Origin of the sequence: Mesorhizobium sp. INR15, assembly GCF_015500075.1 — a bacterium.
GTDB lineage: Bacteria > Pseudomonadota > Alphaproteobacteria > Rhizobiales > Rhizobiaceae > Mesorhizobium.
Genome location: NZ_CP045496.1, coordinates 4,440,837 through 4,459,731, shown reverse-complemented (window position 1 = coordinate 4,459,731; position 18,895 = coordinate 4,440,837). Strand labels below are relative to the sequence as shown.

Genomic DNA, 18,895 nt, shown 5'->3' with positions numbered 1-18,895 from the left:
GAGAATGGGATCGTCGCTCAATTGGCGGATCCGTGGGGCTCATTCCAATTCCTCCCGAAAATCCTGAAATAAAGCGTGCCGCAGTTCATCCTCGCCGCGCAAGCTCTTTACGCGGCCGATGATCGTGCCGGGCTTGACCCATTCCGTCGGCATTGGCCTGGACGCGGTGCCACAACCGCTCACGGATCGCGCGGCTGGTATTGAGGAAGGCCGAGCCGACGTACTTGCCTGTCTTTCTGTCCGCATCAGTGCGAACGCCGGCTTGCCCATCTCGCGCTCGACGCCCAGCAGGTCGTATTCTTCGACCGCGTAGCTCTTGATCTTCAGCCAGTTCGTCGATCGGCCGCTGCGATATTTGCTTTCGCGCCGTTTCGAAACGATGCCCTCGACACCAGCCTTGTCGACCAGTTCGAATATCGCCTTCGCCTCACTTGGCAACGCCTGGCTGAATTGGACGTGGCTGTCCGGTTGGATGATGCCTTCGAGAACCTCGCGACGGTCCTCCAGAGCCATGTCGCGCAGATCATGGCCGTTGAGATGGAGAAGGTCGAAGGTGACGAAATAGAGGTCGTGCTGCCGGCGTGCAATCGCCTTGCGCAGTGTTGCGAAATCGGACAGGCCTGCCTCGTTGAGTACCACGACTTCACCGTCGATGATCGCGTTGTCGAGCCCAAGCCGCTTTGCGGCGCCGGCAAGGTCACTATATTTGGCCGTCCAGTCGAGGCCATTGCGCGTGAATATCCATACGTCGTGGTCGAGAAGGATCTGGGAGCGATAGCCGTCGAACTTGATTTCGTAAATCCAGTCATCGCACTCGGGCGGGTGCTCCGCGAGCGTTGGCATCAAAGGCTCGATGAATTTCAATCGCATGCACAGAACCCGCAAACCGCGATTAAATTAGCTTGCGCTGAAATGGTTCCCAAAATGCGAAGTGTCAGTTCGTCGGAAGTTGCGAGGCTGAGTTGTTGAAGGCGACGGCCTCTTAATTGAGAAGAACGGGCGCGCGACAACGGAGCCGTCCGGCCTTAGAAGAACCGCCAGAAAGGGCAAGCCGTGCAGAGGCGGCGGTTAGATAACATATGGCGGACCAACCTGCTTTTTAGGTCGCCCCTTCACTCTGGCGAGCCCGGCTCATTGTGCATGATGGCATCGAGCACCGTTTCATAAACGCTGCCGGTTTCCTCCTCAATCTCCTCCATCCCGATGCCGCGCAGTTTCGCAGCACGCGTCATCCTCTGGATCGCGTCCGCGACCGAGATGATATCCGGCCCGGTCATTGTTGGCAGGTTTTCACCCAGCCATTCGTGGAGGAAGTCGGTGCCGCGTGTGCTCATGGCAGAAATAAGCTCGCAACCCTCCGTCGGTTCCAAAATGCAAAACGGCCCGCCACCTTTCGGCAGCGGGCCATGTAGAATTGTGGGCAGCAATCGTAATTACGTAACTTTGACCTGAGAATTGTTCGTTGCAGCCGTCACGGTCGAAAGTCGCTGCCGCTTAGAAAATGCCGGCTTCTGGTATATCTTTTTCATGTGATCTGCTCGATTTTGATTGATAATAATTATGGAAATCAGGCGTTCATCGTCCACGAAATGGGCTGCTCAGCCGTAACGCTGGACAACCGATCCCGCTTTTCGAGTGTCGGCTTGATATAGATCTTCTTCATAATGTATCCCCTAGCTCTACCCTCAACCCCAAATTGTTGCATTTCGATCCGGTGTCAAGCGCATGGCAGCCACACTGGCGTAGCAAAAGCCCGCCGGCCGGAGCCAGCGGGCGGGTATCATTTCGGGTTAGCTTTTTCGGGTGACGAGATGCTGCCAAACGGTGTTTAGTTGGGCACCCGAACCGCTCGTTTGAAGCAAGCCAACGCGTCAAGCGGCTTGAGTGCAGCCCGGCCTATTTGCAGGCCGGCTCGCCCGGATGGCCGCAGACCGGCTTCTTGCCACCTTGCTGTTGCTTCGGCTGCGGTGGCCTTGGCTGTGCCTGCCGCTGCACCTGCTGCATCTGCTGCTTCGGCTGGGCGTGGAACTCCGGCCTCTGCGGCTTCGGCTGTTCCAGCACCTTCAGTTGCGGATTGCCGTTGTTGACCTTGAATTTCTGCTGGACATTGCCGCCACTGTTTCCGTTGGCAGGCAATTTTTGGACTTTCAGCCCGTTGCCATTGGCCTTGGCCCCATTGCCTTGCCCATTGGCCTGACCGTTCGTCTGACCGCTGCCCTGATTGTGAAGCTTCTTGAACTTTCCGTTGGGCGGGTTCTGGCCTGATTTCTCTCCACTGAGCGCCGATGGGTTGTTCACTCCATTCGCCGCAGGCTTGCCGTTCGCGCCCCGGATCTTGCGGAACTTGGCGTCCTTGCCGGTCTTGCCTATGCCGCTCTGACCCTGGCTATTGGCCCCGTTTTGCCCGTTCACCACCGGGGTGTCGGTCGCGGCGTTTCCAGCTGCCGTGCCCTGCTTGTTCAGGAGTTTCCTGGACTTGTTCATGGGCAGGTTCGAGTTGTTGGGCGGGTTCTGTCCATTCAGCACCGGCTTGCCGTTGACGAGCGGCAGCGTCTTGCCGTCGGCACCGGGCAAGGCATGGCCTGTCAGCTTGTCGGCAGGCAGTGTTTTCGACAGCGGCTTGGCACCGCCCGGCTGCTGGCCACCCTGCCCCGGCTTCACCGGCAGGCCGTCCGCGTTATGCTTGGACAGCACGGCCTCCTTTTTCTGCAGGAAGGCCGGCAACGCCACCTTCGTCGCCAGCGCGGCCGCGCCAAGGCCCACGGCGCCGGCAGTCAATTTCTGGCCGGTGGTGAGACCATCGCCCTGGTTGTTGTTCTCGTTGATCGTCGTGTTGTTGACGATGGTGGTGTTGTGGATGTTGTTGAAGATGACGTCGTTCGGCGGCGGGAAGATGTCATGCGGCGGATTCACCCAGGACGGCACAGGTACGAAGACAGGCGTCGGCAGAAGGAAGATTCCGGCCGGCGGCGGCGGTGGCGGCAGTTCGATGAAGTCGCGCGGCCGCGGCTGCAGGAAGATCACCGTTACGGGCGGAGGCGGATCGAAGTCGAACTCGGGGTCGTCGAAATAGAGCACGGGCCGGTCGACATAGACGATCTCTTCGGGCGGCGGTGGCGGCACGTCATAATCATAGACGGCAAAACTCTGTGGCGGCTCCAGCGCGGCGTCGAAATGCTCGAGCCGTCGGCGGGCATCCCAGGCATGGGGGCCGTGCGGATAGCGATCGAGATAGGACCAATAGGCTTCGGGCGTATCCCTGAGCCAGGTCTGGCGCCAGGTGATCGCCTCCCGCCGCGCCGCCAGAATGGCGCGCACGCGCCTGGCCATCGGGTCGTGCGGATAGGCGACGATGAAATCTTCGTAGCCGCGCATCGTGTCGCGATCGAGGGCCGCGATGTAGGCGTCATGCGCATCGAAGTCGCGGATCTCCTTGGTCCGGTTTGTCCGCACCTCGTCGGCCGAAACCTGTGGCCCCGGAGCATCGGGGCCGCGGTCGAAGAAGACAAAAGGACCGGTGATCTTGGAGGCATTCCAGGGCACCTCCGCGCCCTGTGTCACGTCGTTGACGCGCAGCCGCGTGCGGTCGAAAACGTCGCCCAGTTGTAGCCCGCCATCCCTGATCATTTCGGCGAGCGCCTGGGCATAGGCACCATACGGTCCCTTGCCTTCCGGCGCGACCGTACCCGGCGCCGCGTTGAAAGCGATCAGCATGTTCGGGTCGGGATCGACCAAAGCGAGGCCGCCGGCCAGCGGCTGGTTCGAGCGTGCGAAGGAATTCGGCCGCGCCGCGTCGAGCACGACGATGTTGACCTTCGTCGGCAGCGCGGCGAGCGGCTTGATGAGGTCGGAAACCCGCACAGCCGCCATCGGTACGTCTGCGGCGTTTGTGATCTGGGCATCGATGGGCGCAAAATAGTTCTCACCCTCAAACTGCAGACCCTGTCCGGCCAGATAGACAAACACCACCGCGTCTGGACCGGCTGCTGTCACCTTGGCGAGGAAATCGCGGTAGGCGCCCCGCAGCGATTCCTGGTCGACATCGCGCGCACCGACCACGTCGAACCCCGCCGCCTGCAATGTCTGAGCGATCAGACCCGCATCATTGGCGGGCGTCGCCAGCACGCCAGCGGGGTAGGCGGCGTTGCCAATGACGAAGGCAAGGCGTTTTTCGCCTTGCGCCAGCGCCCCGGCCGTCGACCCGAACGCGAAGGCGGCCAGAGTGAAGAAGAAGATGAGGTATTTCGAGATATTCCACATTTCGACTACCTATCGATTGAGAGCGAAAGTGACCGCCGTGACAGTGATTATCGCTCTCAAATTTTGTCCTCGGTATTTCTAGAGCGTAGAATTTTGTTTCTGGATTGCAACGTTTAGAAAGTCGCAACAAGGCGGCTCTGCGGCGCAGTTCGCTCTTTCCACCCGAGGGGCGGGACATTGGGCCTTTAGGGAACGGAACGTGATCGGGCGTGGCCGGGTCGGCTATGGCGTCGATGCCGAAGCAATCACCTGCTTGTGGACTTCGGTCGTCAAGGTCTCGACACGCTCCGTGAGCGCCTTGATCGTCTCAGTCAACTTGGTGTTCTGCCTCACCAGATCGACGAGCATAGTCGTCTGGTGGGCAGCGAGAGCCAGCCGCTCGTCACTGGCGCGTGCGAGATACTCGCGATGCAATGCATCAGCTTCGGCGTGCGCTTTGTCGCTGCCTGACTGGCGCGTCTGCGCAAGCAAATTCATTGGCGCCGCATAGGCGGCCTGAAGGCTGAATGCGAGGTTCAGCACAATAAAGGGGTAAACGTCGAACTGGGTCACGCCGAGTATGTCGACGAGGATCCATGCACCGACGATCGCGGTGCGATAAGGAAGGTTAGCGTGCCGAAGAAGCGGGCGAATCTCTCCGGGCGGATTTTGCCGTTATCTCGTTGATCTCATTTGACGTGTGCCGCGGCACCGCGATGCTGAGCTAAAGCTATTTCTTAGTGTTGGTGGGGGCCTCTGGCTTGGCGGCGGTATTGGTGTCGGTGTTTGTATTGCTGCTGATGCTCTGCGAGACGTTGATACCATCCGCCTCGATCGTGAGCGTCTCATTCAATTCTGAACCACTGGCTTCCAGTGACCGGGCAAAACCAACCAATTTAGCGCCCGGGTCGGAGGGACGTTTCATGCCCGGATTATCGATTATATTAAAAGAGTTTCGGGCGACCCACAACTGTTTATCTGGGCGCACAGATCCCCAAGTATTTGTATTCTTGACGTGCTTGCGTACGTAGTAAGCATTGGTTTCTGCATAATACCAAAACACAGAAAGGTGGAGCGCGCTATCGAATTCGTCACAGCCACCATTGGGAGCCAGTACAAGCCACCCGCGAGACATGAACGAATCATACCCCGGCTGATCATAACCTATAGAAAAGTAAACCGTTTGCGGGAAGTTATTGCATATCTTGATCTCTGCAGAGGCGTGCTCTGCAAACATTGGCAAGGTAAGGGCCAGCGTTAGAACCGAAATGACACGTCGTGAAGCGGACATGCGGACACCATCGGAACGGAGCTACCCCAACAGTCCTACTGTCGTTCCCTTGAGTCAAGAGAGACCAGATCGGCCGCCATCGCCTGGTAGCGCCTACAGTCTGCATGAACGGCCGATCGGTCGGGCCGCTCCGATGGCAGGCTCCCGGCGATTTCCTTCAAGTCATCAAGGACAGACGCTATATGCGGCCAGGGAAAGTCTGTCGGATCGTCGATTTCGCGATCTGCTCCTGCGATCATTTCGAGCTTGGCGACAATGCCAAGAAGCGACAACGCAGGCGTTTGAGGCAGTTTGTCCTGAAGTTTCAAAACCGCCGTCATAGCCTCGAATTCCGCCCGACATGCAATTGAGTAGTTAGCCCTCTCCTCCGTCGCTTCCCGGTGCGCTGCGTCGAGAACGCGCCTCTCCAAACGCTGTTGGAGACGACACAGAATTCGTGAAGCATCCTGCGCCCTCACCCACTCGCTTAGAAGCGTAAAAGCAGGGTCCACTTCGTCCGAGCTACCAGCCCGATGCACGTTCGCCCGACAGCCTGTCTCGCGGGTGACGGAAGACAAAGTCGTGCTATTGTCGGAATCAGCCATGATCCGAGCTCCAGACAGCTTTGGCGTGGTCAGGCTAGGCACGGTGCGTCAACACTGCGTCTAGCCGCCCCCCGACAACAGGCCAAGGGTATCCACTGATACCTTCGGACCATAGCGCAATGATCTAAAGGGATCAACAGAAATTGGTGACAGCAGCACAAATGAGGGCGGCCCGAGCTTTGATAAGTCTGTCACAATCGGAGCTTGCCAATCGGGCTGGCGTTTCTATTCCGACGGTAAAACGCTGTGAGAGCGACAGTGGGCGCGTCGCTGCAGTGTCTGCTGAAACCCAGGACAAAATCCGTGCCGTTCTTGAGGCAGACGGTGTGGAATTCACGAACGGCAATCATCCGGGCGTTAGATTGCGGCGACCCTGACTGACGACAGATCGACGAACGTTTGGTAGCCTTAGGTTTGGTCAGCGTCGGTTTGGCCTGCTGCCGGTTTCGTGGACACAGGCGCGTTGCTAACCCTCTGGTCCCAGGATCGCGTCATTCGTTCCACATCGCCGATCGGAGAACAGCTTGCATCATCAAAGGCCAATGTTGCAGCGAGAGCAAAGCTGGCGAATTCAGCATGCTCTTTTTGCTCCTCACTCATATATTTTCCCCTCCTGCGCAGTATTGACGCGAATTCCGAATGCTCATTGACAACAAAATCGACGAGAATCCAAGCAACCAATATCCGGAAGAAACTAGAAGACATCTCTTTATCGTATACACAACAACTCCGTCATATAAAGATACTGATAGCACAGATTGCGAATTCTCGAAGATGAAAGATAAGAAAAGGAATAATATAAATGACGTAGATGTAATAAGCAGTGTAATAGCCAAAAATTTGCTGCGTAAATTCGCAATTCCGCTCTCATCGTCGCCGGGGAAATAGACACCCCTATCGGACACATCTCTATATATTCTCCAGAATAGCCACAGAATGCAAATAAGACTCGCAAGCCCACAGGAATCGAGTAGAATATTATATCTTTAACTGTCGAATGTGTATGAATTTGATAAATATTTAGCTGCGAAGCGGTGTTGGCATCATAGTATGTTGGCGACCAAAAAAAGGAAAAGCAGCTTACGTCAGCGCATATAGCCGAAAATTATACACATAATACATTTTATAAAATACAAGCAACGCAAAAACTGTGACAATCAATGGAATTATCCACGTTCGTGCAAACACTGTAAATCGATAAACGGTTAGATAACGCTCCTTTCTGCATCCGGCAACCGGTTCGGCGCCGTATTGCTGCCATTCGTGACGAAAGGCATAATCGTTCTATGGTCGGAATCAGCCATGATCCGAGCTCCGCAAAGCGTGTGCGTGGTTAGACTGTCGGAAGCGGGGAATCACTTCCAAAAGCCGAGAGAACTGACTGCACGTGGCCATGATGTGCGGCTGCTGCCGGCACAGTATGTGAAGCCTTATCTGAAGCGGCAGAAGAATGATGCCGCAGATGCAGAGGCGATCTGCGAGGTGGTCACTCGGCCGACCATGCGCTTCGTGCCTGTGAAATCACCCGAGCAGCAAAGTGTGATGATGCTGCACCGGCTCCAGTTTGATGCTCAACCGCCAGCGCACGCAGATATCGAACGCGTTGCGGGCACACCTATCCGAGTTCGGGATCGTAGCGCCGATCGGGCGGAATGAGATTGAGCAACTGCTCGTGGTCGTCAACGACGAGAACGAGACTAGGATACCAGCTGACGCGCGGCTATGCCCAGATCCTCGAGAACGTCGTCGGGTTCGGGCGAATGCGCGTGAGACCGAGCTTGGTCGTAGGTTGATGGAAATCCCAGGCGTCGGCCCGCTGCTGGCAAGTGCATTCGTGGCTACGGTCACCGATGCGCATGCGTTCAAGTCGGGGCGCTCTGTCGGCCTGGATCGGACTCGTGCCGACGCAGAACTCTAGTGGCGGAAAAGAGAAGCTTGGCAGCATCTCCAAGGCCGGCAATCGCTACTTGCGACAGTTGCTCGTGGTGGGTGCGATGGCGGTCATCCGCTATGCCGAGCGCAACGGGACCAGGAGGCCATGGCTCGTGCAGTTGATGGCGCGGCGAACAGCCAAGGTTGCGGCGGTTGCGTTGGCCAACAAGACCACCCGGATGGTTTGGGCATTGATGACGAACGGCGAGCGCTACAGAGAGCCGGTCATCGCTTAAACTGAGACAAGGCGAGCAGTCGCCGACGAAATTGGAAAGGGCGGACAGGAGCTAATGCACAAAGCCGGTTGAAACCGCCGGATCAGGAAAAACCCACTGGGGCCGTGCACTTCGAGTGCGAGCTTTCGATCGGGACCTGAGCCGCGCGAATGGCATTATGGCCAGCGGCATATGGAAGGCCGCACCTACAGGTCGGTTACATGGCCGCACCAACCAGCAATGCAAAGCTCAAAGACCCCCTTGCCAACGGAGAACTGTCCATACACGGCCCCTTTCCAGTCATTGAACTTGCCTCATAGAGAAGTGCTCAACGGTGGCAGCAACGTGCCATTCGACCGCCATTAGCCGCTGTCCTTTCCTCATGCTCTGGTGTGCCATGCAAGAGGATCGGCGATCCACCGATTAACATCGGATTCACGCCAGCCAGCGCCGTTTATGCTGATCCTGATCTGAGCCGGGAACGTCCCTTCGGCGATCTTGCGATAGAGGGTTGAACGGGACAGGCCAGTCCGGGCAAGGACGGTTCTGAGGCGTATTATACGATCCGGCTCGGACATAGCGCGCCTGCTTCTCACTGGTTGTTGCCGGTATCTGTTGGGATAGACACGACGAACCGATCCTAGAGACAATCATGTTTGTCGCTTCGGCTGCCTGCGGCGTGGAAACGGCGGCAAATTGGCATGGCTTAGATCCCAATGCCACGGCCCCTACCGATGCCATGGCTGAATGCGAGTTCCGAGGCGAGGTTACGGCCGGAATCGGTATGAATGCCAAGATCGTGCTTGCGGTTGGCAAGGAGGGATTCAAGCTGCGGATCGCGTTCGAGGCTTTTGGCCATGTCGGACATGGCCGACCGCGTTGACTTGTAGCCGGACATGTCGCCGGCCTGGTATTGATGCTGGCCCGTGCGGTCGAGCTTCTGCCAACGTTCCACGAAACGGTCGGCGCGGCGGCCCGGGTCGGTATCCAGTCCGGTGCGGATTTCCGTTTCAAGCTGGAGAGCAAGCACGATGCGGTTGACGCGGCCGGCGCCGGCCTCACGAACCAGCTCGGGATTTTTCGCGTAGGCCGCTTCGGCATCGCGCCAACCATGCGGCCGAACCTTCTCGAACGCGCCGCGGGCGTCCCTCAATTCGCGCATCTGCTCGGGAGTGCCCTGACCGTGCGCATTTCCGGTTTGGATAACAACATCGAGTGCGCGCGCGTGACGAACAAGCGCGTTCGTGCGCGCGCGGCGCAACGCCGCTTCTGGGTCGACCTGCAAATCCGTTTCGCGTTGCGCTCCCCTGGCGGAAGCTTCTCTTTCAGGCGCGGGACCGGCCTCTGCAATTTGCGCTCCAACATTTTCTCTTCCCGGCCCGTGCCCACGGTCCTGGCTGGGCTCGGCGTCTGCGGGCGAGCGCAATCCGTCCAGCAGCCCGCCGAGCTTGTCGCGCAGCTTCTCCGGAACGATGCGACGCACGATCTCGACCACGCGCTCGCGAAAAGTGATGCCGCGCCGCTCGGCATAGTGTTGCGCCGGGTCGGCTTGCTCGTAATCCCACGCCATGTCCTTGGCGCGCTCGCGCGACAGGGTGCGGACGAGCCGGTCCCGTGTCGCGAAGTCGTCGCCGCCGTAATGCAGGTCCATCCCGTCTCGATGGCGGGACAGGGCGACGTAGCTGCCATGCGCGTCCATGCCCGGCGTCGCGAGCACATGGGTGCGGTCAACCGTCGTGCCCTGGGCCTTGTGAATGGTCGCGGCATAGCCATGGTCGATATGGGCATAGTCTTTCAGGTCGAAGCGCACCGACCTGCCGTCGTCGGTGCGAACGGTCATGCTTTGCGCACTGACCTCGTCGATCACACCAAGCGTGCCGTTCTTGACGCCAAGCCCGCGCTCGTTGCGCAGGAACATGACACGGTCGCCGCTGGCGAAGGCCCTTGCACCTCGTTCAACATTCACCTGAACATCGTCGCTGAGATCTCCCGCAGCGCGCATGCGCTCGCGCGCTGCCTGGTTCAAAGCGCGCACCTCGTCGTTTGTGTGGGTGAGGATGATCCGGCTTGCCTCTGGATGGGCCTGCCTGTCGCGATCCCAGCGCTCGACGAGTTCACCTCGCGCTTGGTCGCGCGTCGCAGCCTGATGCACCATGCCTTGGGCGTCGTAGGCGCTGATCGCGGCGCCGATCCTGCCGGTTGCCAGATCGCGCGTGGCATCGCGCTGCCAGTCCTCGCGCTGCCGACGAACCTGGCCGATTTCGACGCCACCATGACGCTCATGGATGGAGCGGAATGCAGCGCCAGCTTCGATCGCCTGCAGCTGCTGCGGATCGCCGACGAGGACGACTTTTGCGCCAACGTCCGCCGCATGGGAGAGCACGCGCTCCAACTGGCGCGTGCCGACCATGCCGGCCTCGTCGATCACCACGACATCACGCGCGGTGAGCAGATCGCGCCCCTGTCCCCAGCCATGTTCCATGCTGGCGATGGTGCGAGACGGGATACCCGATCCGCTTTCGAGATTCTCGGCCGCAATGCCTGAGAGCGCGGCGCCGCGAACCTCATAACCTGCGGCGGCCCACGCCTGGCGCGCTACGCCCAGCATTGCACTCTTGCCGGTTCCTGCAAAGCCGATGACGACACCTAGACCTCGACCATCGGTGATATGCGCAAGCGCATCGCTTTGTTCGCCCGAAAGGATAAGCCCGCGTTGCGCAGCCCGCGCCAGCGCTGCGTCACGATGTGCGTCACTCACCGCGTGTCGCTCGTCCAAATCCATACGTTCCGCCGCACGATGCAAATGCAGTTCGGTGTCGATCATCTGCCGCGTGGTGAAGCGATCTTCTCCGCGTCCGTCCATGCCGAGTTCGACCAAGTTGGGTGCGTTACTGATGGCTGCCACCACCTTGTTGAACTGCTCCATTCCGTCGCTGTGCCGATGCGAAAATTTGGCGATGTCCTTTCGGGTGAAGGTCGATTGCTGATGCGTGATGGCGTCCAGCGCCACGGCTGGATCCGCAATGATGCGCGCGCCATTGTTGCGCGCGATCTCGCGGTGCAGTTCGGCGCGATCTGCCTCAATGCCGCCAGCGTCAATGCCCGTACCCTCGATGCGTTGCGCCGGTGCACCAATCTGGGTTTGCGGCTCCAGGGCAATGCCTTGTTCTTCCAGACTGCGATGATCGATGCGGGCGTCGATGTCGAGTTCGGCAAGCCGCTCATTGGCAAGCTCCGCCCATCGCTCGCGCCAGCGCTCGACCAGCTCGGTCTGGTTCCATTCGCGCACTTTCGGACCAAAACCGTTCTCGTCCACTGAGCGCATGGTCAGCATGACATGGGCATGCGGTTTTGGACTGCCATCCTCTGCCCTGTCCCAATGCACATTGAGATCGGCGACCATGCCCTTGGTTACAAACTCGGCCTGAACAAAGTCGCGCGCCAGTTCGATGCCCTGTGCCTGGCTGAGTTCACGCGGCAGGGCGAACTCCACCTCGCGGGCAAGCTGGGCATCCTTGCGCACCTCGAAGGCCTCGACATCGTTCCACAGCCGTTCGCGGTCGCTCCAGGCGCAAGGCGCATTCTCCGGCAGCATCACCTCGGAATGGACGACGCCGCGCTTGGCCGAGAAGTCATGGCTGCGTTCGATCCGCTCGTCACGCAGCCGCGAGGCCGAGCGGTAGGCGGCGGATGCCACAGCACTTGACCCTGCCTTGCGGCCAATGACCTTGACGTGAAGATGATAGATCGCCATCGCGACCAGATCATTTGCACGTCAAAGCCCACGTCGGCACGACGTATAAGCGCGCCCTCCCTCGAAAAATTCTCGGGATGGACCAGCCCGTCCCGGGCTGTCTCGGCAACCCCGAAGCCTTCCGGCGGACGCTCAACTATCATCGCCGCATTGACGTCAGATGGAGATGGCCATGCGTAGACCACGGGACTTTGACGCGGAACTGAAGGCGCTGGACGACAAGGCGCGAGAACTCAAAACGCGAAAGGTGCAGCAGCTTGGCGAGCTGGTGATCGCCACCGGCGCCGATCAACTCAGCGCCGACGAACTGGCAGGCGCGCTGGTCGCAATCGCTGAGACGAAAGACACCTCAAAGCGTGAGGCATGGGCCAAGCGTGGAGTGATGTTTTTCGAGAGCCGCTCCCGGCGAACTGCTCCGGCATCTCAGCGCAACCGACGTAGCGTTCCAGCGCAACCGGGCGGCACACAATCGCCGGCAGGCGGCTCTGGCTCGCAATGACATGCGCACCTGGCAGGGGGAGCGCCGCAAGCGCACCCGACATCTGATCGAACTTGGCGGTCTCGTCGTCAAGGCAGGCATCGTTGATTTGACCGCCGATGATCGCGCCACCATATACGGTGCGCTTCTCTGGATCGCCGGCAAGCTCAAAAGTCATGAAGGCGAGCAAGCACAACGATCATGGGTCGCGAAGGGAAAGCAGCGGTTCGATGCGGAACGGCATGAATAAACTTCGACAAAGAGGCCGTGGTTTGATCGAGGTGCTGACCCGACCTGCAGGGACGATACTTCCTGGCAGGCGACCGCCGGTGAATCGCAAAGACTTCGTGCTCTTCCGACCGAGGAATCGCTCAGTGGGTGCTTGTGATAGGTTCTCGCGGTTTGGCCTGAAGATTCCCTCGGCTGAACACCAGCCATCCCAACGCGCATGCCAAGCCAACGTTAATCAGCGCCAGGCCGGAAAGTGCTGCCAGCATACCGTGAGCGCCGAAGCGCTCCAGAAGTAACGCACCAAGGGAGGGCGCGGCCGCTTGGGCAATCAGGCTCGGCATGGCAAGGCGACCCATCAGCTTGGCGTAGCCATTAGAGCCGAACATCGCGAGCGGCAGCGTGCCACGCGCGATGGATTCAAGTCCGATGCCCGCGCCATAGAACGCGAGTGCCAACGGGACGATCGGCATGCCGAGCCAGAGCGCCGAAACACCAATCGCAACGAAGGTTACCGAGGCGAACTTGGTCCAGATCGGGTGATGGAAGCGTGCGATCATCATCTCGATCGTCCGCGCTGCGACCTGGGAGGGACCGACGAGGGCTCCAAGCCCCACGGCCGCGGCAAGTGTCATGCCGCCCTTCTGCAGGATCGTCAGCAAATGCACCGACAGGGTCGACGAGATCACGGCGGCAAGCGTCAGGGTCGCGGCCAGCACGACCATAACCAGGAGATTGGAGCCGGTTTGGAGGGCGGGCGTCACCGCGCCACTCGATGCGGCTTTGACAGCCGGTTGCGGCAGGCCGCGAGGCAAGATCACAAGGTAAAGCGGCAAGGCAAGGCAAAGCTGAAATGCGGCATAAACAAGACAGGTGCCGCGCCATCCGATTTCCCCCAGCAGAAAGGCCGAGATCGGCCAGCAGATCGTGCTCGCAAAACCGCCGAACAGGGTGAGCGTCGTGATGGCTGACCGCGCCCCATGACCGTAAAGCTGGCCAAGTGTCCCGAACGCGGCGTCGTAGAGGCCCGCCCCCATGCCGAGGCCGATAAGCAGCCAAGCCATGGTGTACATGGCCAAAGTGGGAGCGACCGCTAGCCCGATTTGGCCGAGCCCGATGCATCCGGCGCTGAATGCCAGAACGTTGCGGCCACCGTGCCGCTCGATCGAAGACCCGACATGCGGCGAGATGACTCCCGCAGTGAGCAATCCTAGAGACAGGCCTCCAACGACCCAGGCCAGAGGCCAACCTGTGTCCGCAGCGACCGCCGGCGCGATGACAGCGGGGAGATAGTAAGATGATCCCCACGCCATGATCTGCGTCGCGCCAAGCGTCGTGATGATCGTGCGACGACCACGCGCGACGGCGGCCGACGGAGGCGAAGCGGTCATGCTGCGGCGCTGCAGCCGCAGCCGCAGCCAGCCTTGCCCTTCTCCTTGGCTTGCGCGTCCGCAACACAGCAGGCATCAGCCGCCACAGGCGGCGGGCCACCACAGCAGCCTTCGGCCGATGATCCGAAAACCAATGCCGGCACCGTGCACACTCCGGTCTCCGGCAGAACCAGCCTCACCGCGTCGGCCGCCGCCATATCGCCGGCGATCGCCGCAACGACGGAGCGGACCTGTTCGTAGCCGGTCAGCAGCAGGAATGTCGGTGCCCGACCATAGCTTTTGATTCCGACCGTATAGAAGCCCGGTTCCGGATGACTGAGTTCACGGTGACCATGCGGGGGAACGTCCCCGCAAGAGTGCTCGTTGGGATCGATGAGCGGGCCGAGCGCTTTGGCGCTTTCAAGCCATGGATCAAGATCGAGCCGCAACTCCCGGGTCAGGGCGAGGTCCGGGCGCTGGCCCGTGGCCGCAATTATCGCATCGACGGGACCGATGGTTTGAAGACCATCTTTGGTTTGCCCGTCCACAAGCAGGCGACCGTCAACCTCACGGATGGCTGTGGTGGCAAAGCCGGTGACAAGCCGGACGCGGCCACTTTCTGCAAGGTCCCTGACTTCGGAGCCGAGCTCTCCGCGTGCCGGTAACGCGTCAGCATCGCCGCCACCGTAGATCCGGACCAAGTCGGTGCCGCGTGTCGTCCAGATTGCAGAGGTGCCTGGAGCGCTTTCTGAAAGCTTGGCCAGTTCCAGCAAGGCATTGGCAGCGGAATGACCGGCCCCTGCCACGAGCGTCGTGCGACCCGCATAGAGATGGCGGTCCCGGCCGAGGACATCCGGTATGCCATAGGCAATCCGGTCGCTGAACTCCTTCTCGCCTTCAGCGGATAGGCCGCCTGCGCCCAGCGGGTTCGGTGTTTGCCATGTGCCTGACGCATCGATGACGGCGCGGGCCATATCCCGGCGCATGCCGGTCGCGGTTTCAACCATCAGCATGAAGGGCCGCTGTTCACGCCCCTTGCTGACGACCTTGTCGGCACCCCAGCGGGACACGGCGATGACACGGGCATTGGTTTCGATGGACGGTGCGAGTTCCGGAAGCTGCGCGAGCGGACCGATATATTGGTCGACGATTTCATCAGCGGTGGGAAATGCCTCGAACTCGGGCATGGTCCAGCCATGGCCCTCGAGCAACTGCCTGGCGACAGCGTCAACACAATAACGCCATGGCGTGAAAACGCGCACATGACGCCAATCCAGAAGATTCGAACCGGCTTGCGGACCGGACTCGTAAACCTTCACCTTCAGTCCACGGCTGATCAGGTGGGCGGCCACTGCGAGGCCGACGGGACCGGCGCCGATGACGGCCACCGGGAGATTTGCGATGTCGTTCACTTGTTCGATCCTTCCAGCATCTTCGAATTATTCAGGCAAAAAAAACCAGGCGATAACTTTGCTGGCCGACGGCGCACACTTTGCGTCGGCACAGCATTCGTCGGCCAAATAGCCAATCAGCGCATTCATCCCTGGATAGTTGGCGCGGCAGATCAGCGTTGTTGCCTGGCGTTCCTGGGTCACGAGACCCGTATCGACCAGCCGCTTGAGATGGTGCGACAGTGTCGACGAGGGGATCTCAAGTTTCTCCTGGATGCTGCCGACCGGAAGTCCTTCGTCCCCTGCCCTAACCAGTACGCGGTAGAGCTGAAGCCGCGTCGGATTGCCGAGGCTTTCGAGTTGGGAAGCTGCTTGTTCGAGTTTCATGGAAAAATGTATAGGCGCGACTTGGACATCGGTCAAACGAATTTCGAAAGTTATCGAAATAGGAGTTTCGTCGACATCAGATCGACCGCTGGTTGACCCGGTTAGCAACCTCTTCGGCGCTATCGACGTGCTCGGAATGGCGATCGGTCAGGTATCCGGAACGGTCGCGCAGCAACAGGGTAAACTTCATCAGTTCCTCCATAACGTAGACGAGCCCTGTTGTAGTAGGACGAAGGCTTCATCGCAGCGCAGAACTGATCTGCGTCATGACGCGATGCGCGGCCGTCCGGTGGCAGTCGCGACGACGATGGCTTCGACGAAACTGCGTTCACCTTCGATTGTGGCAACCCTTATGTCCCGTGCGATCTCGATCCGTGCCTGGTCGGTCCCGGCGCGCTCGGCGAGACCTGCCGCCAAGGCGCGAATATGGGCTTCGGCGGCCGCCATTGCTTCGTCCTCGGTGTCATAGTCGTCCAGCCGCTCGCCTGAATTCAGGCGGAATAACCCTATCTCCGGCTGGCTGACGCGCGCTTCCGCCGAGATCCGCACCTGCCCGACGACGGCACCCAGTGCGTTTGCGACATCGGCGTGTTCCGCAATGCTGCATTCGTTGCCAATCAAATACGGCAGACCAGCATAGTGCAGCGATGCCGAGGCGCCGAGGCCGATCACCGGTCGGTCGAGTGCGATCGACAGCCGCGCCATGCCACCGCGCCGGCCAACCGCCCGCTGAACCAGCGGATTGGCAACCGAGACGTCGCCATCCATCCCATCCTCGGAAAAGACCGTTTCAAGAATGGCTTCGGCAGAACGTCGGGTCACCGCGGTGAGAACCATCTCGGAAAAAGCTTCAGCACCCTTGGCGACGCGATGTGCCTGGCCGTCGCGCTTGCGTGCGAACAATTCGGCGCCCAGTCGAGCCGCGACAGGATCCCAGTTCCCTTGCCGGCCAAGCACATGGGCCGCGTCGGACGGCGTGAAGCCCACGATATGCACTAGACCACGTGCGACCAGGCGATTGAGTGTCGCGACCTGTGACGTCGACACGAGCAGCCGATCGAGCGCGGCGGGAACTGCCGAAATGTCAGCATAGAGCCGCGCCTCGGTAACCGTCAGGCCTGCAGCTAGACGCTCGGGCAAACCCGTGCGCAACGCGAAACGGCCGTCCAGCCTGCTGGTGTTGGGAGGGAGCAATTGCCGCTTGAGGCCATTGTATATGGCATCGTCGTGCTTCACCGCGGCGAGCGCCAGCGGCACCAGCCGACGGGGCCCGAGCACGATCGTCGATGTCAGCGACCGCTCATGAAGCGAGACTTCCGAATCTCCACCGAGGCCAAAGGTGCGCATGGCGACGGCTTCCACCATGGTTCGCATTCCGCCGACGGTGGCGCCTTCCGGATCGAGCCGCAGGCGGCCGCCGTCGAGGACGGCGACGTCGGTGGTGGTGCCGCCGATGTCGGACACCACTGCGTCATCGATGCCGGTCATGTACCGCGCCCCCACCAGGCTTGCCGCTGGTCCTGATAGGATGGTCTCGATCGGCCGGGCGCGGGCGAATTCAGCGGTAATGAGCGCGCCGTCGCCGCGCACGACCATGAGCGGAGCGACGATCCCGCGTCTTGCCAGAAAGCCCTCGGTGGCGTCGATAAGGCGATCAATCATCGAGATCAGTCGCGCATTGAGGAGCGTGGTCAGCGCCCGACGCGGGCCGCCGAGCTTCGACGACAGTTCGTGCGAACAGGTCACCGCAAGCCCCGTACGCTCGCGGATGACGTCACGTACAGCGATCTCATGTTCGGGATTGCGAACCGCGAAATAGGAGGCCACGGCGACGCCTGAAACCGAGTCGGCGAGAGACGGCAGCGCAGCCACAAGAGCGTCCAGCACCAGTTGACGCGGATCTCCGTGGACGTCATGTCCGCCCGGGCAAAAGATCACGGGATCGGAGCCGAGGGCTTTTGACAATCCGTTCCGGGCAAGATCGGCTTCAGCGAAGCCCACCATCACCAGCGCGACCCGCCCGCCCTGCCCTTCGACGAGGGCGTTGGTTGCGAGCGTGGTCGACATCGAGACGAGCTTGATCGCGCAGGATTCGATGGCAGCCTGGGACAAAACAGCGTCAACAGCGCCGGCAATGCCCTCGGCAAGATCGTGCCGCGTTGTCAGCGATTTGGCCTTGGCTACGATGCCTGCGGATTCCGACCAGAGCACGGCATCGGTGTACGTGCCGCCGGTGTCGATGCCCAGATACAGTGGTGACGGCTGGTGCGTATATGCGTTCATTTTGATCAGTCGCCCAGCCCGGGTTCTGGTGAGAAATATTTCACGAGTTTGTTGGCTTCTCCGTCGAACGCGTTGGCGTCGGCGGGTGGATCACGCTTGATCGCGATGTTGGGCCACAGCGACGCGTACTCAGCGTTCAGCGCGAGCCAATCGTCGAGACCAGGCCCGGTATCGGGAAAAATGGCTTTGGCCGGGCATTCGGGCTCACAGACGCCGCAGTCAATGCACTCGTCGGGATGGATGACGAGCATGTTTTCGCCCTCGTAGAAACAGTCGACTGGGCAGACCTCCACGCAATCCATGTATTTGCATTTGATGCAATTGTCGGTGACGACGAACGTCATAATGCGCTCTCTGGCCACCGCCGATCCGGACGGTAGAACAAGGCGAGCTTCAGGCTCTCGGCGATGCGGACCGCCTTCAACCAGAAGAGTCCCGCTGTCTCCTCGTCCAGCAACTCACCGCAGCTCTCGCCGAACAAATCGAGCCAACGATCGAAAAGACCGATCTCCAATCCTTCGATGCGTTGATGGACGGCGACGGGATTTCCTTTGTATTTGGTAAGCATGACCGAAGACCAGAAATCGTACATCTTCGGCAGATGCGGCACCCAATCGCCCGGGATGGCGCGCTCGAACATCGGGCCAAGATCGGGATCGACGCGGATCTTGCCATAGAAGAAGTCGAAGAGCTGACGAATCTGCTCGTCGGAAATCGGAACTGTTTGCGTCAAGGGCACACTC

At 60.1% G+C, this 18,895-nt stretch carries 17 protein-coding genes and 1 pseudogene; 3 read left to right on the top strand and 15 right to left on the bottom strand.

Annotated elements, in window-relative coordinates; translation table 11 throughout:
• Positions 1–39 precede the first annotated feature (39 nt).
• The 7 genes from GA829_RS21705 to GA829_RS21670 all read right to left on the bottom strand — a co-directional run bounded on the left by GA829_RS21705 (position 40) and on the right by GA829_RS21670 (position 6,819).
• On the bottom strand, positions 40–843 hold the full coding sequence (locus GA829_RS21705) for an ATP-dependent DNA ligase (RefSeq protein WP_463671729.1): 804 nt from the start codon (positions 841–843) through the stop codon (positions 40–42).
• A 269-nt stretch (positions 844–1,112) separates the two neighbouring features.
• Positions 1,113–1,334, bottom strand: a complete 222-nt coding sequence (locus GA829_RS21700; protein ID WP_195174694.1) for a DUF768 domain-containing protein — start codon at positions 1,332–1,334, stop codon at positions 1,113–1,115.
• Between the two features lie 562 nt (positions 1,335–1,896).
• On the bottom strand, positions 1,897–4,260 hold the full coding sequence (locus tag GA829_RS21695; RefSeq protein ID WP_195174693.1) for a caspase family protein: 2,364 nt from the start codon (positions 4,258–4,260) through the stop codon (positions 1,897–1,899).
• Between the two features lie 222 nt (positions 4,261–4,482).
• Positions 4,483–4,812 (bottom strand): DUF1003 domain-containing protein, encoded by a 330-nt coding sequence (locus GA829_RS21690; RefSeq protein WP_258051818.1) that lies wholly within the window; start codon positions 4,810–4,812, stop codon positions 4,483–4,485.
• A 157-nt stretch (positions 4,813–4,969) separates the two neighbouring features.
• Positions 4,970–5,530 carry a DUF1036 domain-containing protein gene (locus GA829_RS21685; protein WP_195174692.1) on the bottom strand — a complete coding sequence of 187 codons (561 nt, stop codon included), beginning with the start codon at positions 5,528–5,530 and terminating at the stop codon, positions 4,970–4,972.
• Between the two features lie 35 nt (positions 5,531–5,565).
• Complete coding sequence (locus GA829_RS36775) at positions 5,566–5,850, bottom strand: hypothetical protein (RefSeq protein WP_258051817.1); 285 nt, start codon at positions 5,848–5,850, stop codon at positions 5,566–5,568.
• Between the two features lie 672 nt (positions 5,851–6,522).
• Complete coding sequence (locus tag GA829_RS21670) at positions 6,523–6,819, bottom strand: hypothetical protein (protein WP_195174690.1); 297 nt, start codon at positions 6,817–6,819, stop codon at positions 6,523–6,525.
• Positions 6,820–7,482: 663 nt separating this feature from the next.
• On the opposite strand from GA829_RS21670, the pseudogene GA829_RS21665 reads away from it, so the two are divergent.
• Positions 7,483–8,282, top strand: a pseudogene (locus GA829_RS21665) (IS110 family RNA-guided transposase); the annotation flags it as partial.
• 359 nt (positions 8,283–8,641) lie between these two features.
• On the opposite strand, the gene GA829_RS21660 reads toward GA829_RS21665, so the two are convergent.
• Together GA829_RS21660 and traA are read right to left on the bottom strand one after the other, a co-directional pair.
• Entirely contained in the window at positions 8,642–8,839 is a 198-nt protein-coding gene (locus GA829_RS21660) for a helix-turn-helix transcriptional regulator (RefSeq protein ID WP_195174689.1), read from the bottom strand.
• 128 nt (positions 8,840–8,967) lie between these two features.
• Complete coding sequence (gene traA, locus GA829_RS21655) at positions 8,968–12,015, bottom strand: Ti-type conjugative transfer relaxase TraA (RefSeq protein WP_195174688.1); 3,048 nt, start codon at positions 12,013–12,015, stop codon at positions 8,968–8,970.
• A gap of 172 nt (positions 12,016–12,187) precedes the next feature.
• Here traA and GA829_RS21650 point away from each other — a divergent pair, with 172 nt between their 5' ends.
• Complete coding sequence (locus tag GA829_RS21650; RefSeq protein WP_195174687.1) at positions 12,188–12,514, top strand: conjugal transfer protein TraD; 327 nt, start codon at positions 12,188–12,190, stop codon at positions 12,512–12,514.
• Position 12,515: 1 nt separating this feature from the next.
• Positions 12,516–12,743 carry a conjugal transfer protein TraD gene (locus GA829_RS21645; RefSeq protein WP_195174686.1) on the top strand — a complete coding sequence of 76 codons (228 nt, stop codon included), beginning with the start codon at positions 12,516–12,518 and terminating at the stop codon, positions 12,741–12,743.
• Between the two features lie 121 nt (positions 12,744–12,864).
• Here the strand turns inward: GA829_RS21645 and GA829_RS21640 are convergent, their stop codons facing one another.
• The 6 genes from GA829_RS21640 to GA829_RS21610 all read right to left on the bottom strand — a co-directional run bounded on the left by GA829_RS21640 (position 12,865) and on the right by GA829_RS21610 (position 18,885).
• A complete protein-coding gene (locus GA829_RS21640) occupies positions 12,865–14,112 on the bottom strand; it encodes an MFS transporter (RefSeq protein WP_195174685.1) in 1,248 nt (415 codons plus the stop codon).
• Positions 14,109–15,503 carry an NAD(P)-binding domain-containing protein gene (locus tag GA829_RS21635; protein ID WP_195174684.1) on the bottom strand — a complete coding sequence of 465 codons (1,395 nt, stop codon included), beginning with the start codon at positions 15,501–15,503 and terminating at the stop codon, positions 14,109–14,111. Before GA829_RS21635 ends, GA829_RS21640 begins: the two co-directional genes overlap by 4 nt.
• Positions 15,504–15,530: 27 nt before the next feature.
• Positions 15,531–15,869: an ArsR/SmtB family transcription factor gene (locus GA829_RS21630; RefSeq protein ID WP_195174683.1), complete on the bottom strand. Its 339-nt coding sequence runs from the start codon at positions 15,867–15,869 to the stop codon at positions 15,531–15,533.
• A 264-nt stretch (positions 15,870–16,133) separates the two neighbouring features.
• Positions 16,134–18,152, bottom strand: a complete 2,019-nt coding sequence (locus tag GA829_RS21620; protein WP_195174682.1) for a hydantoinase/oxoprolinase N-terminal domain-containing protein — start codon at positions 18,150–18,152, stop codon at positions 16,134–16,136.
• 5 nt (positions 18,153–18,157) lie between these two features.
• Positions 18,158–18,496, bottom strand: a complete 339-nt coding sequence (gene fdxA / locus GA829_RS21615) for a ferredoxin FdxA (RefSeq protein WP_195174681.1) — start codon at positions 18,494–18,496, stop codon at positions 18,158–18,160.
• Positions 18,493–18,885 (bottom strand): group III truncated hemoglobin, encoded by a 393-nt coding sequence (locus GA829_RS21610; RefSeq protein ID WP_258051816.1) that lies wholly within the window; start codon positions 18,883–18,885, stop codon positions 18,493–18,495. Before GA829_RS21610 ends, fdxA begins: the two co-directional genes overlap by 4 nt.
• Positions 18,886–18,895: the final 10 nt, after the last annotated feature.